The organism is Ruegeria sp. YTSA075 (assembly GCF_059610245.1).
In genome coordinates this window covers 309,605-328,020 of record NZ_JBXWNG010000004.1, presented here as the reverse complement: position 1 = coordinate 328,020, position 18,416 = coordinate 309,605, and the positions used below count along the sequence as shown (strand labels likewise).

17 protein-coding genes are annotated in these 18,416 nt (G+C 57.7%); 9 read left to right on the top strand and 8 right to left on the bottom strand.

Annotation, left to right across the window (positions count from 1 at the left end; translation table 11 throughout):
- Positions 1-94: 94 nt before the first annotated feature.
- From ettA to AC2FGE_RS10165, 4 genes are all read left to right on the top strand, one after another.
- Complete coding sequence (gene ettA / locus AC2FGE_RS10180; RefSeq protein ID WP_496819106.1) at positions 95-1,762, top strand: energy-dependent translational throttle protein EttA; 1,668 nt, start codon at positions 95-97, stop codon at positions 1,760-1,762.
- Positions 1,759-2,775 carry a hypothetical protein gene (locus tag AC2FGE_RS10175; RefSeq protein WP_496819105.1) on the top strand — a complete coding sequence of 339 codons (1,017 nt, stop codon included), beginning with the start codon at positions 1,759-1,761 and terminating at the stop codon, positions 2,773-2,775. The genes ettA and AC2FGE_RS10175 overlap by 4 nt, the downstream gene beginning before the upstream one ends.
- 482 nt (positions 2,776-3,257) lie before the next feature.
- Entirely contained in the window at positions 3,258-3,464 is a 207-nt protein-coding gene (locus AC2FGE_RS10170; protein WP_142635630.1) for a cold-shock protein, read from the top strand.
- A gap of 166 nt (positions 3,465-3,630) precedes the next feature.
- On the top strand, positions 3,631-4,185 hold the full coding sequence (locus AC2FGE_RS10165; RefSeq protein WP_496819104.1) for a L,D-transpeptidase: 555 nt from the start codon (positions 3,631-3,633) through the stop codon (positions 4,183-4,185).
- A gap of 4 nt (positions 4,186-4,189) precedes the next feature.
- Here the strand turns inward: AC2FGE_RS10165 and AC2FGE_RS10160 are convergent, their stop codons facing one another.
- Both AC2FGE_RS10160 and AC2FGE_RS10155 read right to left on the bottom strand, forming a co-directional pair.
- Positions 4,190-4,804, bottom strand: a complete 615-nt coding sequence (locus AC2FGE_RS10160; protein ID WP_496819103.1) for an SOS response-associated peptidase — start codon at positions 4,802-4,804, stop codon at positions 4,190-4,192.
- Positions 4,805-4,813: 9 nt separating this feature from the next.
- Positions 4,814-5,449 carry an arylesterase gene (locus tag AC2FGE_RS10155; protein WP_496819102.1) on the bottom strand — a complete coding sequence of 212 codons (636 nt, stop codon included), beginning with the start codon at positions 5,447-5,449 and terminating at the stop codon, positions 4,814-4,816.
- 50 nt (positions 5,450-5,499) lie between these two features.
- On the opposite strand from AC2FGE_RS10155, the gene AC2FGE_RS10150 reads away from it, so the two are divergent.
- Positions 5,500-6,195: an ABC transporter ATP-binding protein gene (locus tag AC2FGE_RS10150; protein WP_496819101.1), complete on the top strand. Its 696-nt coding sequence runs from the start codon at positions 5,500-5,502 to the stop codon at positions 6,193-6,195.
- Positions 6,192-8,720, top strand: a complete 2,529-nt coding sequence (locus tag AC2FGE_RS10145; RefSeq protein ID WP_496819100.1) for an ABC transporter permease — start codon at positions 6,192-6,194, stop codon at positions 8,718-8,720. Before AC2FGE_RS10150 ends, AC2FGE_RS10145 begins: the two co-directional genes overlap by 4 nt.
- Positions 8,721-8,722: 2 nt before the next feature.
- Here the strand turns inward: AC2FGE_RS10145 and AC2FGE_RS10140 are convergent, their stop codons facing one another.
- A complete protein-coding gene (locus AC2FGE_RS10140) occupies positions 8,723-9,169 on the bottom strand; it encodes an RrF2 family transcriptional regulator (protein ID WP_480548644.1) in 447 nt (148 codons plus the stop codon).
- A 93-nt stretch (positions 9,170-9,262) separates the two neighbouring features.
- Here AC2FGE_RS10140 and AC2FGE_RS10135 point away from each other — a divergent pair, with 93 nt between their 5' ends.
- Positions 9,263-9,874, top strand: a complete 612-nt coding sequence (locus AC2FGE_RS10135; protein WP_496819099.1) for a gamma-glutamylcyclotransferase family protein — start codon at positions 9,263-9,265, stop codon at positions 9,872-9,874.
- A 21-nt stretch (positions 9,875-9,895) separates the two neighbouring features.
- Here the strand turns inward: AC2FGE_RS10135 and gltX are convergent, their stop codons facing one another.
- Entirely contained in the window at positions 9,896-11,221 is a 1,326-nt protein-coding gene (gene gltX, locus AC2FGE_RS10130; RefSeq protein WP_496819098.1) for a glutamate--tRNA ligase, read from the bottom strand.
- Positions 11,222-11,426: 205 nt separating this feature from the next.
- Here gltX and AC2FGE_RS10125 point away from each other — a divergent pair, with 205 nt between their 5' ends.
- On the top strand, positions 11,427-12,359 hold the full coding sequence (locus tag AC2FGE_RS10125; protein ID WP_496819096.1) for an MBL fold metallo-hydrolase: 933 nt from the start codon (positions 11,427-11,429) through the stop codon (positions 12,357-12,359).
- On the opposite strand, the gene AC2FGE_RS10120 is transcribed toward AC2FGE_RS10125, so the two are convergent.
- The 3 genes from AC2FGE_RS10120 to AC2FGE_RS10110 all read right to left on the bottom strand — a co-directional run bounded on the left by AC2FGE_RS10120 (position 12,337) and on the right by AC2FGE_RS10110 (position 16,018).
- A complete protein-coding gene (locus tag AC2FGE_RS10120; protein WP_496819095.1) occupies positions 12,337-13,695 on the bottom strand; it encodes an NAD(P)/FAD-dependent oxidoreductase in 1,359 nt (452 codons plus the stop codon). The genes AC2FGE_RS10125 and AC2FGE_RS10120 overlap by 23 nt on opposite strands.
- 143 nt (positions 13,696-13,838) lie before the next feature.
- A complete protein-coding gene (locus AC2FGE_RS10115; protein ID WP_496819094.1) occupies positions 13,839-14,048 on the bottom strand; it encodes a hypothetical protein in 210 nt (69 codons plus the stop codon).
- A gap of 311 nt (positions 14,049-14,359) precedes the next feature.
- Complete coding sequence (locus AC2FGE_RS10110; RefSeq protein ID WP_496819093.1) at positions 14,360-16,018, bottom strand: NAD+ synthase; 1,659 nt, start codon at positions 16,016-16,018, stop codon at positions 14,360-14,362.
- A gap of 153 nt (positions 16,019-16,171) precedes the next feature.
- Here AC2FGE_RS10110 and AC2FGE_RS10105 point away from each other — a divergent pair, with 153 nt between their 5' ends.
- On the top strand, positions 16,172-17,650 hold the full coding sequence (locus AC2FGE_RS10105; RefSeq protein WP_496819260.1) for an MORN repeat-containing protein: 1,479 nt from the start codon (positions 16,172-16,174) through the stop codon (positions 17,648-17,650).
- A 4-nt stretch (positions 17,651-17,654) separates the two neighbouring features.
- On the opposite strand, the gene AC2FGE_RS10100 is transcribed toward AC2FGE_RS10105, so the two are convergent.
- Positions 17,655-18,320 (bottom strand): SDR family NAD(P)-dependent oxidoreductase, encoded by a 666-nt coding sequence (locus AC2FGE_RS10100; protein ID WP_496819092.1) that lies wholly within the window; start codon positions 18,318-18,320, stop codon positions 17,655-17,657.
- Positions 18,321-18,416: the final 96 nt, after the last annotated feature.

Genomic DNA, 18,416 nt, shown 5'->3' with positions numbered 1-18,416 from the left:
CTGTGCAAAAATCGCGAAGCCACCAGCTTGCCCCGCCCGCCCCGCTTGGATATCAAGCGTTTCAACCCAATTTCCCCGACCCAGAGGACGCGATATGGCCGCCTATCAATATGTCTACCACATGCAGGGTGTCTCAAAAACCTATCCCGGTGGCAAGAAGTGCTTTGAAAACATCCACCTGAGCTTTCTGCCCGGCGTGAAAATCGGTGTTGTCGGCGTCAACGGCGCGGGTAAGTCGACGCTGATGAAGATCATGGCCGGACTCGACACCGACTTCACCGGTGAGGCGTGGGCGGCTGAGGGTGCCAAGGTTGGTTATCTGCCGCAGGAACCTCAGTTGGACGAAAGCCTCAGCGTTCGTGAAAACGTCATGCTGGGCGTCGCCGCGAAGAAGGCCAAGGTCGACCGGTTCAACGAGATCGCCATGGAGATTGCCGAGAACTACTCGGACGAGCTGATGGAGGAGATGACCACCCTTCAGGACGCGATCGACGCGGAGAATCTCTGGGACCTCGACAGCCAGATCGACGTCAGCATGGAGGCGCTGCGCTGCCCGCCGGACGATGCCAACATCGCCAATCTCTCGGGCGGTGAGAAACGCCGTGTGGCGCTCTGCAAGCTGCTGTTGGAAGCGCCCGACATGCTTCTGCTCGATGAGCCGACCAACCACCTTGACGCCGAGACCATCGCCTGGCTGCAACAGCACCTGATCGACTACAAGGGCACCATCCTGATCGTCACCCATGACCGCTATTTCCTGGATGACATCACCGGCTGGATTCTGGAACTCGACCGTGGCCGCGGCATTCCTTACGAGGGCAACTATTCCGCGTGGCTGGAACAAAAGGCCAAGCGCCTCGAACAGGAAGCGCGCGAGGACAAGTCCAAGCAGAAAACCCTGCAGCGCGAATTGGAATGGATGCGTCAGGGTCAGAAGGCCCGTCAGGCCAAATCCAAGGCCCGGATCAACGCCTATAACGAGCTGGCAGACCAGTCCGAACGCGAAAAGCTGACCCGCGCCCAGATCGTCATCCCCAACGGCCAGCGCCTTGGTGGCAAAGTGATCGAGGTTGAGGGCCTGTCGAAACACATGGGCGACAAGCAACTGATCGAAGGGCTGGATTTCGCCCTGCCCCCCGGCGGCATTGTCGGCGTCATCGGCCCCAACGGTGCGGGTAAATCGACCCTGTTCAAGATGCTCACCGGGCAGGAACAGCCCGACAGCGGCACCATCACGCTGGGCGACACGGTCGAACTGTCCTATGTCGACCAGTCCCGCGACGACCTGAAAGACAACGACACCGTGTGGGAGGCGATCACCGGCGGCGCTGAGATCATCCAACTGGGTGACGCGCAGGTCAATTCCCGCGCCTATTGCTCGTCCTTCAACTTCAAGGGTGGCGACCAGCAGAAAAAGGTCTCGCTGCTATCCGGCGGTGAGCGCAACCGTGTCCACATGGCCCGCCTGTTGAAAGAGGGCGGCAACGTCCTGCTGCTGGATGAGCCGACCAACGATCTGGACGTCGAAACCCTGCGCGCACTGGAAGACGCACTGGTCGACTTCGCAGGCTGTGCTGTGGTCATCTCGCACGACCGCTTCTTCCTCGACCGGATTTGTACGCATATTCTGGCGTTCGAGGGTGACGCGCATGTGGAGTGGTTCGAGGGCAATTTCGAGGATTACGAAGAGGACAAAAAGCGCCGTCTGGGACCAGACGCGCTGGAGCCCAAGCGGTTGAAGCATAAGAAGTTTGCGCGGTGAAGCAGAACCTATCTCAGGGGTTGGCTAAGCTCAAAAAGCTTGTTGGAAGAAGACCAGAACAATGCCTCTATCGCGACATCCAAGACCTTAGATGCAAGAACCGTACGATAGGTAGCCATTCATTACACAATAAAGGCGCTCTCAAAAACATATCCGAAAACGGTCACGTTCTCGGATTAGACCCGCTGGCACTACCTACTATGAAGCCTCAGCTGTTCAAAAAGATTGGGGTTCGGCAAGCATCCGTTTTTGACGGGTTTTGTAAACGGCATGACAACGACATTTTTCTTGAAGTCGAAGACGGTTTTCATGGAATGACTGAGCGCACAGCACTACTGCTTTGCTATCGCGCCATTTCGCTGGAATGCTTCAAGAAAAGACGATCTATCACGTTCAACCAAGAGCTACTGAACTCGAAGTTGGTTTCATCCAAAGAGTCTAAAAAAGTGTTCGAAGCTAACCTTCGTGGTGCAAAGATGGGCTACGAGGATGTAAAATTGACTCACAAAAAGCTTCAGAAGAGCATTCACACCAGCAGTTTAAAGGACTTCTACTGTTTTGCTGCAGAATTCGATACACCATTACCCTTCTCGGCAACTGGCGCATTTGCACCAATGCAAAGCGTCACGGGAGAAGAAGTAATGGTCGGAGAAAAGTTGGCGTTTCAATGGAGCCATGTCGGACTGTTCACTGGCAGTATCGGCGACAGGAGCTACTTGGTTGTTGGTGGGTTTCAAGGAAACAAACGACAAGATGTTAGAAAGTACATCTGCGACATGTCTGTCATCAACCCTAGCGAACTAGCAAAGTTTGCTCTGGCAGTGTCTCTGTCACATGTTGAGAACATCTACTTCAAACCTTCGTGGTACGAAAGCCTTGGAGTCGCAGAGACAGCGGCGATTCAATCCTCAATGCATCCGTATTCAGATGATAGATATAGATTTGAAAGTGACGAATTTTCGTCTCTTGAAACCATAGGTGTTAGCTGGTCAAAAACGCTGCATCAAAGCTAATTTCTGCGTTATGATCAGCAAGCGCAGGATGGGGTTTCACCCCATCACCCACTCAACGATCATACCCGAACACTCGCACGATCTGTTCCCGTGCACCAATAGACTTCCAAGCTCCAACCTCTCAAAGGATGGGGTGAAACCCCATCCTACGGCTCTCCGAACGGTCCCTCGGTGATCACACCGCTCCACTCCGCATCAACCCGACCTGCGCGAATATCGCGATGGATTGACGAATACTGGCGAGCGGACGGTTAGTTTTCACTCGGCGGATTTCCGTTCAAAACACCCATTGAGCCTTGAAAGCAAAGTATATTCCGCACACTCCACCCTTGCCACAAGCCCACCCCAATGCCATATCAGGGATGCTAACGTTTTTCTATTTCGACCCACTGTCTCCTTCTACGGCGCTCAGTCTATCGATCCGGACAACGACGCCAGGCTGCCGCAACTCCGTGGGCAGCACCAAAACAGGAGACACGGACATGCCTTCAGGCACCGTAAAATGGTTCAACACCACCAAGGGCTACGGCTTTATCGCACCCGAAGATGGCGGCAAAGACATCTTCGTTCACATCTCGGCTGTCGAGCGTTCGGGCCTGACCGGTCTGGCCGACAACCAGAAAGTCACATACGAGCTGCGCTCGGGTCGTGACGGCCGTGAAAGCGCGGACGATATCCAGCTGGCCTAAGCCAAGCGCAGGGTGAGGGGAAATCCTCACCCTTTTTTGTTCCGCCAGTGAGTGCGCAGGCGGCACATATCGCGTTTTTGCGATATCTGCCCTAGAATTGTCCAGATTTGCTATCATTCTGACAGCATAGTCATGATTGCGTTGGTCATTCTTAAGGGGTTCACCCATGTTCACACGCCGCGTGTTTCTCGCCGGAACGGCTGTCAGCCTTATGCCCGGCATCGCCAGCGCCAAGAAGGCGGTGGAGTATGATCCAACGCCGCAATATGTGCGGATCAAAAAGCAATTCCTGCCCGGTCAGTTGCTGGTCGTGCCCCGATCCTTCTACCTCTATTTCGTGACCGAACCGCGCAAAGCGATCCGCTATGGCTGCGGTGTCGGCAAAGCGGGGCTGGAGTTTACGGGGACCGCGACCATCGACGTCAAGAAGGAATGGCCCACCTGGCGACCGACGAATGAGATGATCGAGCGCGACCCTGTCGCCTATGCGCGCTTCAAAGACAATGACTATGTACAACCCGGTGGAAACGACAATCCGCTTGGTGCGCGCGCGCTGTATCTGTTCCAGAACGGGGTCGATACCTATTTCCGCATTCATGGTACGACGCAACCTCAGACCATCGGGCGAGCAGCCTCGAACGGGTGCATCCGGATGCTGAATGAACATGTGGTCGATCTGTACAACCGGGTTCCGATTGGAACGGTGGTGACAGTGGTCTGAGCCGCTACGGTGCGGTCCAATCTACGTCAGTTGCTTCTTCAATCAGTAACAACCCGTCAGGCCATGGGCGCATCAGATCTTTAGCCTGATCCTCAGAGCCGGTCAGCCAAGTATTAGCATCCGTAGGGTTCAACAAAACACCCATCCGATGGTGGATGGGTTTCACATCGCCATTCGGCTCACAAGTGACGGTCGCAAACTGATCAACCTGCAACCCGCCCGGTGCCTGCCATGTATCTGTGATCGCCGCAAAGAACAGCGGGGCTCCGTCGGCGGAACAGATACGCCACGCGGCCTTGCGGCGCTTCTCACCGGTCCATTCGTACCACCCGTCGACAGGGACTACGGCACGACCAACGCCTTCGAATGCGGTTTTGTCGAACACGGTCTCAGAGCGGGCGTTGATGATCGTTTCCATCACAGGACGACCACGGGCATTGACCCGACCAACCGGGATCATGCCCCAACGCATCGGCACCAGGCCCGATTGGGTCAGCACCAACATCTCTTGACCGGGTTGGATGTTGCGGCGGGCGGTTTGCGCGGGGACGTCGCCCGAAAGATCAAGCGCTTCGGCAATGTCAGAAATTGGTTGCGTCAGAAAGAACCGCCCAGGCATATGCCCCCCTTAATCTGCAGTCGTGTTGACCAATTCCAAAACCTTGGGGCCCAAAGCCTCGACAATAAGCGCAACGCCCTTGGCGTTGGGATGAATTCCATCGGGTTGCATGAATGCGCCAACAGCATTGGGATCACCATCCGCTGCCAACCCTTCGAAAAAGCTGGTCGCATAAAGCGTATCATATTCTTGCGCCAACTCGGGGTACATATCATCGAAGCTTTGCTTGTATGCAGGCCCGTAATTGCCCGGGGCTTGCATGCCCACTAACAGGACCTCGACATCCCCCGCCTGCGCCACGCTTAGAATTTTCTCCAGATTGGCGCGCGACACACCCGGGTCAATCCCGCGCAGCAGGTCATTGCCGCCCAACGCCACGATCATGCCGTCTACTTCGGGGGTCAGGGTCCATTCGACCCGTGCAGCACCCCCGGCTGTTGTATCCCCCGAGACACCAGCGTTGATCACGCGAACTTCTGCTCCCTCAGCCGCAAGCCAACGTTCCAGCTGCGGGACAAACCCGTTCTCTTCAACCAACCCATAGCCTTGCGTCAGCGAATCCCCCAATGCTGCAATGACAACGGGTTCTGCTGTGGCCGCAAATCCGCAACAGGCAAACAGGCCCGCCAGAAAGCCCTTGCGCATTCTCGTAAGTGCTCCATATCCCAAGATATTGCTCCTATATGGAAAGTCTTATGCCACAGCCCGTACTCTCCCTCCAAAATGCTGCTTTGTCGTTAGAAGGCAATGCCGGTCGGGTGGATATTCTGCACGGCATAACGCTGTCGGTAAACCAGGGCGAGACGCTGGGACTGGTCGGGCCATCAGGGTCGGGCAAATCCTCGCTGTTGATGTTGATGGGCGGTTTGGAACAAGCGACCGGAGGCTCGGTGATAGCCTTGGGTCAGGACCTAACCGGTATGGACGAGGATCACTTGGCACGGTTCCGCCGGGATACGATGGGCGTGGTGTTTCAGAATTTCCACCTGATCCCGACGATGACGGCATTGGAAAATGTCGCCACGCCTTTGGAATTGGCGGGTCACAAGGATGCCTTTGCCCGGGCCGAGGCCGAGCTTGACGCGGTTGGCCTGTCGCATCGGCGAGATCACTACCCGGCCCAATTATCCGGGGGTGAGCAGCAACGCGTCGCACTCGCCCGCGCCTCGGCGCCGCGCCCACAGATCCTGCTGGCAGATGAACCGACGGGAAATCTGGATGAGGCAAATGGCGCCGCGATCGTCGACCTATTGTTTGGCTTGCGTGACAAACATGGTGCGACATTGGTTTTGGTGACCCATAGCCACACCCTGGCCGACCGCTGCGACCGGGTAGTTCGGTTGCGCGATGGGCGTGTCGCCGAGGATGCACAAAAAGAGGCGGCAGAATGAGCCTGCGACTGGCCGGACGGCTGGCGCGACGTGAACTGCGCGGTGGTCTCAGGGGATTTCGCATCTTTCTTGCCTGTCTGGCGCTTGGCGTCGCCGCAATCGCTGCGGTGGGTTCGGTTCGATATGCAATTCAAACCGGGCTGACTCAGGAAGGTGCAGCCTTGCTCGGGGGTGATGCCGAGCTGGAGTTCACCTATCGGTTCGCCACCCCTGAAGAACGCGCTTGGATGGCAAAAGAAGCCCAGGTGGTATCAGAGGTCGTGGATTTTCGCTCACTTGCCGTTGTTCAACAAGAAACAGACCCCGAACGCGCACTGACGCAGGTAAAGGCCGTTGACGTCCGCTATCCTCTGCTGGGCGAGGTTGGACTGAACCCAGACATGCCGTTGTCCGATGCTCTGGACGGTGACTTCAATCTGCCGGGCGCCTTGATGGAACAGGTCTTGATGGACCGGCTAGGGCTTTCCATCGGGGATACCTTTGCCTTGGGCACGCAGGAATTCGTCCTGATGGCTGCGCTGACTGCAGAACCTGATGGCGCGGCTGGAGGCTTTGGCCTTGGCCCCAGAACACTGGTCCGAACCGAAGACCTAAGCGCCTCGGGCCTGTTGGAACCGGGCACTCTGTTCTCGACCAAATACCGGCTGGATCTGCCGGATGCGACCGCGCTGGAGGTGATCTCGGCCGAGGCTGCAGAAACGTTTGATGGCACAGGTATGCGCTGGACGGATGCTCGAAACGGCGCGCCGGGCATAGCTGAATTCGTCGGAAGGCTCAGCGCCTTTCTGGTTCTGGTCGGCCTGTCCGGGCTTGCTGTGGGCGGCATCGGTGTGTCTGCCGCTGTCCGGGCCTATCTGTCACAGAAAACCGAAACCATCGCCACGCTGCGCACGTTGGGGGCGGATCGGGCAACCGTGTTTCAGACCTACATGATCCAGATCGGGCTGTTGTCCGGGGTTGGTATCGCAATAGGTCTTGTCCTCGGCGGGCTCGCCCCTCTTCTGTTGGCCCCAATCATTGAAAGCCAACTGCCCGTGCCTGCGGTGTTTTCGATCTACCCCCAACCCCTGGCCGAGGCCGCGCTCTACGGGCTGCTCACGGCGTTCCTGTTCACCCTCTGGCCATTGGCCCGGACCGAGGAGGTCCGCGCAGCGACCCTGTTTCGCGACGCCTTGACATCGGCCCGACAAATCCCCCGACTGACCTATGTGATGGCGACCGGGCTGGGGCTGGCAATCCTGATCGCAGCCGCTGCTTGGTTCAGTGGCTCAACCGAACTTACACTTTGGACAAGCGGCGGTTTGGTCGGGGCGCTGGTCCTTCTGTCCGTAGCTGCCATCGCCATTCGCTGGCTGGCGCGCCGGGGCGTTCCATACTCGCGTGGTCGACCCTCATTGAGGTGGGCCCTGACGGCCATCTCTGATCCGCGCGAAGGGGCCGGTTCAGTGGTCTTATCTCTGGGCTTGGGCCTGTCGGTGCTTGCAGCAGTTGGTCAGATCGATGGCACCTTGCGGAAAGCCATTTCTGGCAACTTGCCCGAGGTCGCGCCCTCCTATTTCTTTGTAGACATCCAGAAAGACCAAATGCCCGGTTTCACTGAAAGGTTGGAAACGGACCCTGCTGTCAGCCGCTTGGAAAGCGCGCCCATGTTGCGTGGGATCATCACCAAGATCAACGGCCAACCTGCGCGCGAGGTTGCGGGGGGTCACTGGGTTTTGGAAGGCGACCGAGGCGTCACCTACTCTGTCCTCCCCCCAGAAAACGCACGGATCACAGCGGGGGAATGGTGGTCGGAAGACTATGCAGGCAGCCCTCAGATCAGTTTTGCCGCTGAAGAGGCCGAGGAAATGGGTCTGAACATCGGCGACGATCTGACCGTAAATATTCTGGGCCGGGATATCACCGCCACAGTCACATCCCTGCGGGAGGTGGATTTTTCGACGGCAGGCATGGGCTTTATCATGTCGATGAACCCTTCGGCCCTGGCCGGTGCACCGCATAGTTTCATCGCAACCGTCTACGCCGAAGAACAGGCCGAAGCCGCCATTCTGCGCGATCTGGCAGGACAGTTCCCCAACATCACTGCAGTGCGCGTGCGGGACGCCATCGACCGGGTCTCGGACCTGTTGGCAGGGCTTGCCTCTGCAACCTCTTATGGTGCGGGCGTGTCACTTCTGACCGGGTTTCTTGTCCTAATCGGTGCGGCCGCTGCGGGCGAACCGGCCCGCCGGTATGAGGCCGCCATCCTTAAGACAATCGGGGCCGACCGCCGTCGTATTTTGCTAAGCTTCACGCTGCGCGCCATGCTGCTGGGGGCTGCTGCGGGCTGTATTGCCTTGCTGGTCGGCATTTTGGGCGGCTGGGCCGTTGCCACCTATATCTTCGACACGGGGTTCCAGGTGATCTGGCCCTCGGCCTTGGGTATCGTGATCACAGGGGTCGTTGTCACACTAGGTGCAGGATTGATCTTTGCCTTGCGACCCTTGTCTGTCCGGCCGGCCCGCATATTGCGCGCCAGCGATTGATCCTAGCGTGCGCAGGCCACTGGTTGCAGGATTTTCAGCAACGGATCATTGTCACAGACCAGCGCGTCCAGTGTGACATCATCGAGCGATGCATAGAAAACCTCGGCCGCATCCCGCAACGCCACACGGAGACGGCAGGCATCGGTCAGCGGGCAAGTGTTGTCAGCATCCGCGAAACACTCGGCAATTGGCAGCGATCCTTCCACATGCCGGAACACTGCACCGATCCGGATCTGATCTGCAGGGCGCGCCAGCGACATGCCCCCGTTTCGGCCACGCTGCGTGCTCAGATAGTCCAACTGACCAAGTTGATTGATCACCTGCGCCAAGTGGTTTTCCGAGATGTTGCACACCTCGGCAATCTCGGATTTCGTCACCAGCCGATCCGGATGCGCCGCGCAATACATCAGCAGGCGCACAGCAATATTCGTTCGTTTGGTAATCCGCATAGGGACCTCCCTCGCTCAAATATACAGCCTTATTGCATGTTCGGCGAAAAAGCGGTTTGACATACATCAATTACCCGAAAAGGCTCCTAGCAGATGGCAGACCCCTATTTCTTTGGCTACGGCAGCCTTGTGAACCTAGCCACCCATGACTTCCCTGATCCACGCCCGGCAAAGCTCAAAGGGTGGCGACGAGCGTGGAAGCATACGGATTTGCGGTCTGTTGCCTTCCTGACTGCCGTGCCCGATCCCGAGTCCGAAATCGAAGGCATGATCGCGCATGTCCCCCAGAACGACTGGGCCGCGCTGGATGAACGGGAATGGGCCTATGATCGCATCCCGACGACGCGGTCGGTCTCCCATCCGCTGGCCCATAAAGTCGAAATCGCGGTTTATGCCGTACCGGAGGATCGGCACAATCAGCCTTCGCATCACCACCCTTTGCTGCTCAGCTACATCGATGTGGTTATACAGGGATATCTGCGCACATTCGGGCCAGACGGGGCGGATCGTTTCTTTGCCACAACCGATGGCTGGGACGCGCCTGTGCTGAATGACCGGGCCGAGCCAAGATATCCGCGCCACCAACGGCTTAACCCAGATGAGACCGCGTTTGTGGATGACCGCTTACAGCGCGCGTCGGTAACGATCCTTCAGCCGCAGCATCAAAAAGAGGCAGACGAATTGCCTGCCTCCTTCAAATTCTAGTTTGCTTTCGGTTCAGGGCTTTCAGCCCCGCGCGCGGATCACCTGTAGCAGCGGCAACAAAGCCGCCATCTCTGGTCCCCGCTCCATCCCTGTCAGCGCCTTGCGCAGCGGCATGAACAAGCCTTTGCCCTTGCGGCCTGTGGCCTCTTTCACCGCTTTGGTCCAGCTGCTCCATGTTTCATCGTCGAACGGCCCGTCGGGGAGCAGCGCAACCGCCTCGGCGATGAATTCACGGTCTTCATCGGCGATCAAGGGCTCTGCCCCGTCACGGCACAGCTCCCACCAGCCCTTGAGATCGGACAGAGTGGTGATGTTCTCACGAGCCATCGCCCAGAACGGCTCGGCCAGTTCCGTCGGAACGCCTGCCTCGACCACGGCATCTGCAACATCCGCCAACGGTAACGATTGCAGGTGCTTGGCGGTCAGCGGGAACAGGTCCTGCACATCGAACTTAGTCGGGGCCGCGCCAAAGCGGCTTACATCAAAGCCTTCGATCAGCTCGGCCATGTCAGAGCGCAGTTCGACCGGATCGGACGAGCCCAAACGCGCCATCAGGCTCAACAAGGCCATCGGCTGCACGCCTTGTTCGCGCAAGTCGCGCAAGGCCAGCGTGCCAAGTCGTTTCGACAGTGCCTCACCCTGCGGGCCAGTCAGCAGCGAGTGATGAGCAAAGCGCGGGCAGTTTCCGCCCAGCGCTTCGATGATCTGAATTTGGGTCGCCGTGTTGGTCACGTGGTCCGACCCGCGCACCACATCCGTGACACCCATCTCCGTGTCATCCACGACCGACGCAATCGTATAGAGAACCTGACCATCCCCCCGGATCAGCACCGGATCAGACACCGAGGCCGCATCGATCGAAATGTCGCCCAGAATGCCATCATTCCATTCGATCCGCTCGTGATCCAGCTTGAAGCGCCAGACACCATTGCCGCGTTCAGCCCGCAGCGCCTCTTTCTCCGCTTCCGACAGGTTTAGCGCAGCGCGATCATAAACCGGAGGCTTGCCCATGTTCAGTTGCTTCTTGCGCTTCAGGTCCAACTCGGTCGGCGTCTCGAACGCCTCGTAGAAGCGGCCCATCTCGCGCAGCTTGTCAGCGGCTTCGGCATAGCGGCCCAGCCGGTCCGACTGACGCTCGACCTTGTCCCAGTGCAGGCCCAGCCATTCCATATCCCGCTTAATCGCATCTACATATTCTTCTTTCGACCGCTCTGGGTCGGTATCGTCGATACGCAGGATGAACGTTCCGCCCACCTTGCGAGCGATCAGATAGTTCATCAATGCGGTGCGCAGGTTGCCCACATGGATGTAACCGGTGGGCGACGGGGCGAAACGGGTGGTTGTCATGGGTGTCTCCTGTTGGCGCGGCTCTTGTCACAAAGGCGCGTTTTTGTCCAGCAAGGTTTCCGATCACCCTATCACCCGGATCACGAGATGAACAAATGTTCACACGCAATGTTCATCCATGCTGATAACGAACCCAAGTATATACTGGCAGAGGAACCGTAGCGATCTATGTTCCGATATGGCATTTTCACAGGGAGACTAAGAAATGGCCATCAATTTGACACGCAGAGCGGCCCTTGGCGCCGCCGCAGCCCTTCCATTCGCATCCGCAGCGGCTCCGCTGTTGGCGGCAGGGGCCGAGACCAAGGCAAATTCGACCATCGCCAAATCCTTCGCGCTGGGTGATTTCACCGTTACAACCTTGCTGGATGGCAGCGCCGCGCGCGACGATGTCCGAACACTGTTTGGCGCCGATGCGTCTGAAGAAGAATTTAATCAGATTTCGTCGGATAACTTCATCTCCCCCGACAAGGGATTGTTGGCCTTCACACCATCCCTGGTCCACACCGGATCAGAATTGGTGCTGTTTGACACGGGGCTGGGTCAGGGTGGAATTCAGGCCGCGCTGGCGGATGCAGGTGTATCACCTGACCAGATTGACGTGATTGTCATCACCCATATGCACCCCGACCATATCGGCGGCATGACCACCGATGGTGCGGTAACATTCCCGAATGCGCGCTATGTTACGGCGGCAACCGAGTATGACTTCTGGTCCGGTATGGACGCTGGCAACCCTGTCGGAGATTTGGTGGCATCCAAGGTCAAGCCGCAGGCCGAAAAGATGACGTTTGTCGAAGACGGCGGCGAGGTCACATCAGGCATCACCGCAATGGCCGCCTATGGCCACACACCGGGTCACATGGTTTACCATCTGGAAAGCAATGGGCAGCGGCTGGTTTTGACCGCCGACCTGGCGAACCACTATGTCTGGTCCTTTGCGCGCCCCGACTGGGGGTTCAGCTTCGATGGCGACAAAGAGGCCGCCTCGGCGTCGCGTCGCAATGTGCTGGGTATGCTGGCGGCAGATAAGGTGCCGATGATCGGCTATCACATGCCTTTCCCCGCCGCCGGTTTCGTGGAAACACGAGGCGACGGGTTCCGCTTTGTGCCGGTCAGCTATCAGATGATGGGCTAAGCGCTTGATATCCCGGGTCCGGCCGCACCTTTGAGCCATCGCTGAACCGCGACAGGCGAAAGGCGGCCGGGTCCACACAGGGCGCGCGCTGGGTGACCAGATCAGCCGCCAAGCGCCCGGCCCCCGGCCCAATCCCAAAACCATGCCCCGAGAACCCTGTGGCAATGACCAGTCCGGCGACGTCATCGACCGTGGAAATCACCGGGATTGCATCTGGTGTGACATCGATTAACCCAGCCCAGCTTTGTATGATTTCTGCCTTGTGAAGGGCCGGGAATCCTTTTGTAGCGCGGGCCCAGGCATTGCGCAGAACCTTCTGCGATGGTTCGGGATCCAGGACCCTGCAATGCTCGAACGGGGTGACATCAGTAGGTAGCCACTTCCGATCTTGCGCGGCTTCAACCTTCCAACGGCCAGACAGGCGAAAGCGCAGCGACCTCCATTCCTGAAAAAACGCTGGCAGAAACTGCAATGCCAACCGGAAACTATCAGGCACAAGATCATAGGTGTTTTCATGGCCCGACGCGATGGTATATCCCCCATCTGCCCGCTTTCGGATAGCAAAATCATCTGACCAAAGCGCGGCTTCGGGGCCGTCTTCAACGGGCGAACTGCGCATGACGGTGTTCAGGACCTTTAGCTGAGGTAAATCGATCCCGGCATTTCCGGCAAACAGGCGCGACCACGCACCACCCGCAAGCACCACATGGTCACAGGCAACGCGCCCGCGTTCCGTGAAGACCCCGGTGATCTGACCAGCCTGCAGATCAAGACTGCGAACAGCACAATTGGTCATCACCGCAGCGCCTTTGTCGCGCGCACCTTCGGCAATTGCAGGGGCCGCTAGCTGTGGTTCCGCGCGCCCGTCCTGCGGCATGTACAACGCGCACTTCAAGTCGGTTTCCTGCCCGGGCAGCAGCACTTCCAGTTCAGGTCCCGAAACCATCCGTGCCCCGGTCTGCAGCCCGTCGACGTTGCGCAACCAGCGTTCCAGATTGCCTGCATTCCGCGCTCCAGACGCTCCGAACAGGATGCCCGCTTGTGTGTAGCCAGTCGATCGCCCGATACGCGCATCCAAATCCGGCCAGATACGCAAAGCCTCTTGCATCAACGGTATCTCGCGCGGGTCACGCATGCCAAGCCGAACCCAACCCCAATTGCGAGAGCTTTGTTCCCCAGCAATCTGCCCTTTTTCGCAGACCAGAACCGACACGCCGCGTTCAGCCAGTTCCAGCGCAGTGGACACGCCAATGATGCCGCCGCCGATCACGACAACATCAACAGATTTTGGCAGCGAGAGATCAGGTTCAAATGGGTTTGGCTTGGGGCCTGGCATCAATGACTCGTTCTTAACACATACGAGCCCTCAAGATGCCAGAGCCGGATGCTCTGACAACAGAAATCGAAACTATCAAACCGATAGTATCAGCCTGTGGCAAAGGTGCCAGCAGGCGCAGTGCATGATAGATTTGGCAGCGCTTAAGCTGCGCCGGACAGTTCAGCCCATTTCTGGCGCAACACGCCAGACAAACCGCCGTCTTTGGTATCAGTTTTTGCCGAAATTTCAGGTTGTGACTTCAAATCAGGGAATTCCAGACGCTGCGGGGGCTCCGCGGTTTGCTCCCCAATCAGATCGGCAATTGCTGCGTCTAGCTTTGCTTCATCCAGCTCCTGAGCCGGAGATTCCATTGTTCTGTACTGCCACGGCTTGTGCAGAGACCTATCGTATTCCTCGTACATGTTAACACCACACCATTAACTCAGACATCCAACCCCGGATGCATCACACAGACAAAACACTTGTCAAAAACTGCAAACTCTACAGCAATGCGTCACATCCGCCCCATATAGGGCAACTTCCAAGCATAAATGTGGCAGAAAAATGTCGACCAAACAAGCACTGACACAGTCAGAACCGCCTGAAATCGCTTGGTTTTGTCAGATTTTGGAAACAGTTACCGCAATTTATGGTCACTGTTTATGATTTAGGGCCAGCGTGCTTAACCACGATCTCGCCAGCGATTCACAATCGGATAGCGCCTGTCCAACCAAAACGCGCGGCTGGTCAAACGTGTGCCAGGGGCGGATTGAAAACGCTTGTATTCGCTGATGTAGACCAGATGTTCGACCTTGCGCGCGTCCTGTTCATCATATCCAGCGGCAACGCAATCCGCGATGGATCCATCCTGATCCACCAGAATCTCAAGAATACCGTCCAGCACGGGATAATCCGGCAGGCTGTCGCTGTCTTTCTGATCCTCCCGCAGCTCAGCGCTTGGAGGCTTGTCGATGACCGAGGGGCGAATGACCTCGCCATCCGGTCCCATCATCCAATCGCGGTGATTGGCATTGCGCCAGCGACAGGTTTCAAACACGCGGGATTTGTACAGGTCCTTGATCGGGTTATAGCCGCCATTCATGTCGCCATAGATCGTGGCATAGCCAACCGCGACTTCGGATTTGTTGCCCGTGGTCAGCAACATCTCGCCAAACTTGTTCGAGATCGCCATCAGCAACACGCCACGCAGGCGCGATTGGATGTTTTCTTCGGTCAGGTCCGCGTCCCGCCCGGCGAACAACGGGGCCAGAGTGTCCGTCACAGCGGCGCGACTGTCTGAAATCGGAACAAAGTCATAATGCACGCCCAGCGCTTTTGCGACCGCCTCGGCATCATCCAGCGAGGCCTGGCTGGTGTATTCCGAAGGCAACATCACGCAGCGCACATTCTCGGCCCCGATGGCATCCACGGCGATGGCCGCGACAAGGGCTGAATCCACACCACCCGACAAACCCAGCAACGCCTTTTTGAAACCGGTTTTGCCCATGTAGTCACGCAAGGATTCCACCATGGCGCGATAGTCCTGCTCCCACGCATCGGGCTGGGGCACGATTTCTGCGGGGATAATCCGCCAACCTTCGTCGCCGCGCTCAAGGTCCACATGAGCGATCGTCTCATCAAAGACCGGCATGCGAAAGGCCAGCTCTCCGCCCGGGTTCAGGCCGAACGTGGCGCCATCGAACACCTGATCGTCCTGCCCGCCGACCATGTTCAGGTAAATCAGCGGCAGTCCGGTTTCGATCACCCGCGCGACCATATGGTTCAAGCGCACATCGTATTTGTCACGGAAATAGGGCGATCCATTGGGGATCAGCAGAAACTCGGCCCCCGTTTCTCCCAGCGTTTCGGCAACATCCGGGTGCCAGCTATCTTCGCAGATCGGGCTGCCTATGCGCGAATTGCCAACCGAATACGGCCCACCTAGAGGGCCTGAATCATAAAGACGCACCTCATCAAATACCGTTTCATTAGGCAGGTGATGTTTCAGCACTTTGCTGGTGATCCGCCCGCCCTTAAGGATCAGATAGGCGTTGAACAGGCTGTCATCCTCGGCCCAAGGACCGCCGATGGCCAGTGCCGGGCCGTCGGCGCATTGCTTGGCCAGGTCCTCAACCGCAGCCATGGCCGCATGGTGGAACACCGGCTTCATGATCAGGTCCTGCGTGTTGTATCCGGTGATGAACATCTCGGGCAGCGCGACCAGATCAGCTCCGGCCTCGCGACCTTGTTCCCAAGCCGCAAACGCCTTGGCTGCATTGCCTTCGAGATCGCCCACGACAGGGTTGAGTTGCGCCAGTGTGATACGGAAACGGTCGGCCATGCTGCCCTCTTGCCTTCGCCAGTCCTACTGCATTTAGCAGATCATTGCGCGAGTGGAAGACCAATGGCTCAAAAGCCGTTGCTCTGATCTGTGCGGTCCCCTATTTTTGCCCAAACGCATATGAAACCGATGATCGGGCAGGCAGGACAAACCATGAAGCTGATCCGCAATTCTCTCACGGCTGTGATTCTAAGCCTGTCGATCACGGCGGCATGGGCCCAGGATGGAACAGTGATCGTCAAGGATGACGAACTTGGCGGGGTCTACGAAGGCACGTTTGAAAACGGGCTACGCCACGGCACTGGCACATATCGTTTGCCAGACGGGTTTGAGTATTCCGGTCAATGGGTCGAAGGCGAAATTCAGGGCCAAGGCACGGCCCGCTTCGCCAACGGGTCAGTTTATGAGGGCCAATTCGCGAAAGGACAGCCCGAAGGGCAGGGCAAAATCAGCTATGCCGATGGCGGGACCTACGAAGGTGAATGGCTCAACGGTGCAATCAACGGCTCAGGCATTGCTGAATATGCCAATGGCGTGCGGTATGAAGGTGGGTTTCAAAATGCCCGCCATCACGGCAAGGGCACCCGGACTGACCCAAATGGCTATATCTATGACGGCGATTGGGTTGACGGTGCACAGCAGGGCACGGCCCGGATCACCTACCCGGACGGGTCGGTCTATGAGGGCGATGTGCAGCAGGGTCAACGCCACGGGCAAGGCCGTTTGGTCCAATCGGACGGGTTGGAGTATGACGGGCAATGGGCTCAAAACCTGATGACCGGAACCGGGCGGCTGACACTGGCCAATGGCGATGTCTACGAAGGCGAGGTCACCGAAGGTCGCCGACAGGGCAAAGGCAAAGAGACCTATGCCAATGGCAATGTCTATGAGGGCGACTACCAAGACGACCGCCGCCATGGCAAAGGCACCTTCATCGGCACAGATGGCTATCGCTATACCGGCGAATGGTCCGAAGGTCAGATCGAAGGATTTGGTGAGATCACCTACCCCGACGGCTCGGCCTATATCGGTGCGCTCAGCGCCGATCTGCCGCATGGCAAGGGCCAAAGCACCTATGCCGACGGGACCATCTATGACGGCGAATGGATCGCGGGAGTGTTTGAGGGGACCGGTACTGCAACTTATCCCAACGGGACGGTTTACACCGGCCAGTTCCGCAATGCGGTGAGCCATGGAACCGGCACCGTCACCTTCGCCAATGGGTATCGATACGAAGGCGAATGGGTCGATGGTGTCCGTCAGGGCAAAGGCAAATCTACCTTTGCCGATGGCACGGTGTACGAGGGCGATTTCATCAACGGCGCGCGCCATGGCAAAGGGACTATTACCGCGCCCAGCGGCTTTACCTATTCAGGAGATTGGGCTGACGGAAAGATCACCGGTGTTGGCGCGGCGACCTATCCCTCGGGCGATGTCTATGAGGGCGGTTTTTTTGAGAACAAGCGTCAGGGTCAGGGCACAATGCGCTATGCCAATGGACAGGAAGAAGCGGGTGTCTGGGACAACGATGCCCTATCGTCCGAAGAGACACCTGAAACCGGTGGCGAAGCAGCAAACGCGCCAGAGCCTGCGACAGACGGCGAAAACCCCGAAGCGCCTGCCGACAATTAAGCCGCTACCACGGTACGCGCGCACCTGACCAGTCAAAGAACCCGCCTGTGTCTTCCGGTGTCAGTCCCTGGATGACACTCAGAAGGTTTTCGGCAGCTGTATCCGGTTCAACCGCGGGATGGCGACCAAGATATTTCTGTGTGAACGCTGTTTTAACGGTGCCGGGATGCAGCGCGACGCAGATCGCTTGCTTATGCGTGCGGGCCAGTTCAATCGAGGCTGTGTGGACCACCTGATTAACCGCCGCCTTGGACGCGCGATAGCTGACCCAACCGCCCATGCGATTATCCCCGATCGATCCAACCCGCGCCGAAAGCACCGCGATCACAGAGCGCCTGTTTCGAGTCAGCAGCTTATGCGCACGGCTCAGAACCAATGCCGGTCCAACCGCATTCAAAGCGAACTGATCCATCATGGCCTGCGCTGTCACCGCGCGCATAGTCTTTTCAGGCTGCGCGCCATTAATCTCCAAAGCTCCAGACGCGACCAGAACCAAATCGAACCGATCTTTAAAAGCATCAAGTGTTTTCAGGGCTACCTCGGGTTCAGTCAGATCGAACCCGTCACCTGACCGCGACAATCCTGTCACCGCCACATGCTGCGCAGTGAGCCGATGACTCAGCGCACTGCCGATGCCACCTGATGCGCCAATGATCAAAGCCGTTTGCATATTGGGCGACCTAGTGGTCTGCACCTTCAGTTCAATGACATGTGCAAAAGAAACCTCAGCAAATCGGCCCTGGCTAAATTTTGGTTCTTTTCATTC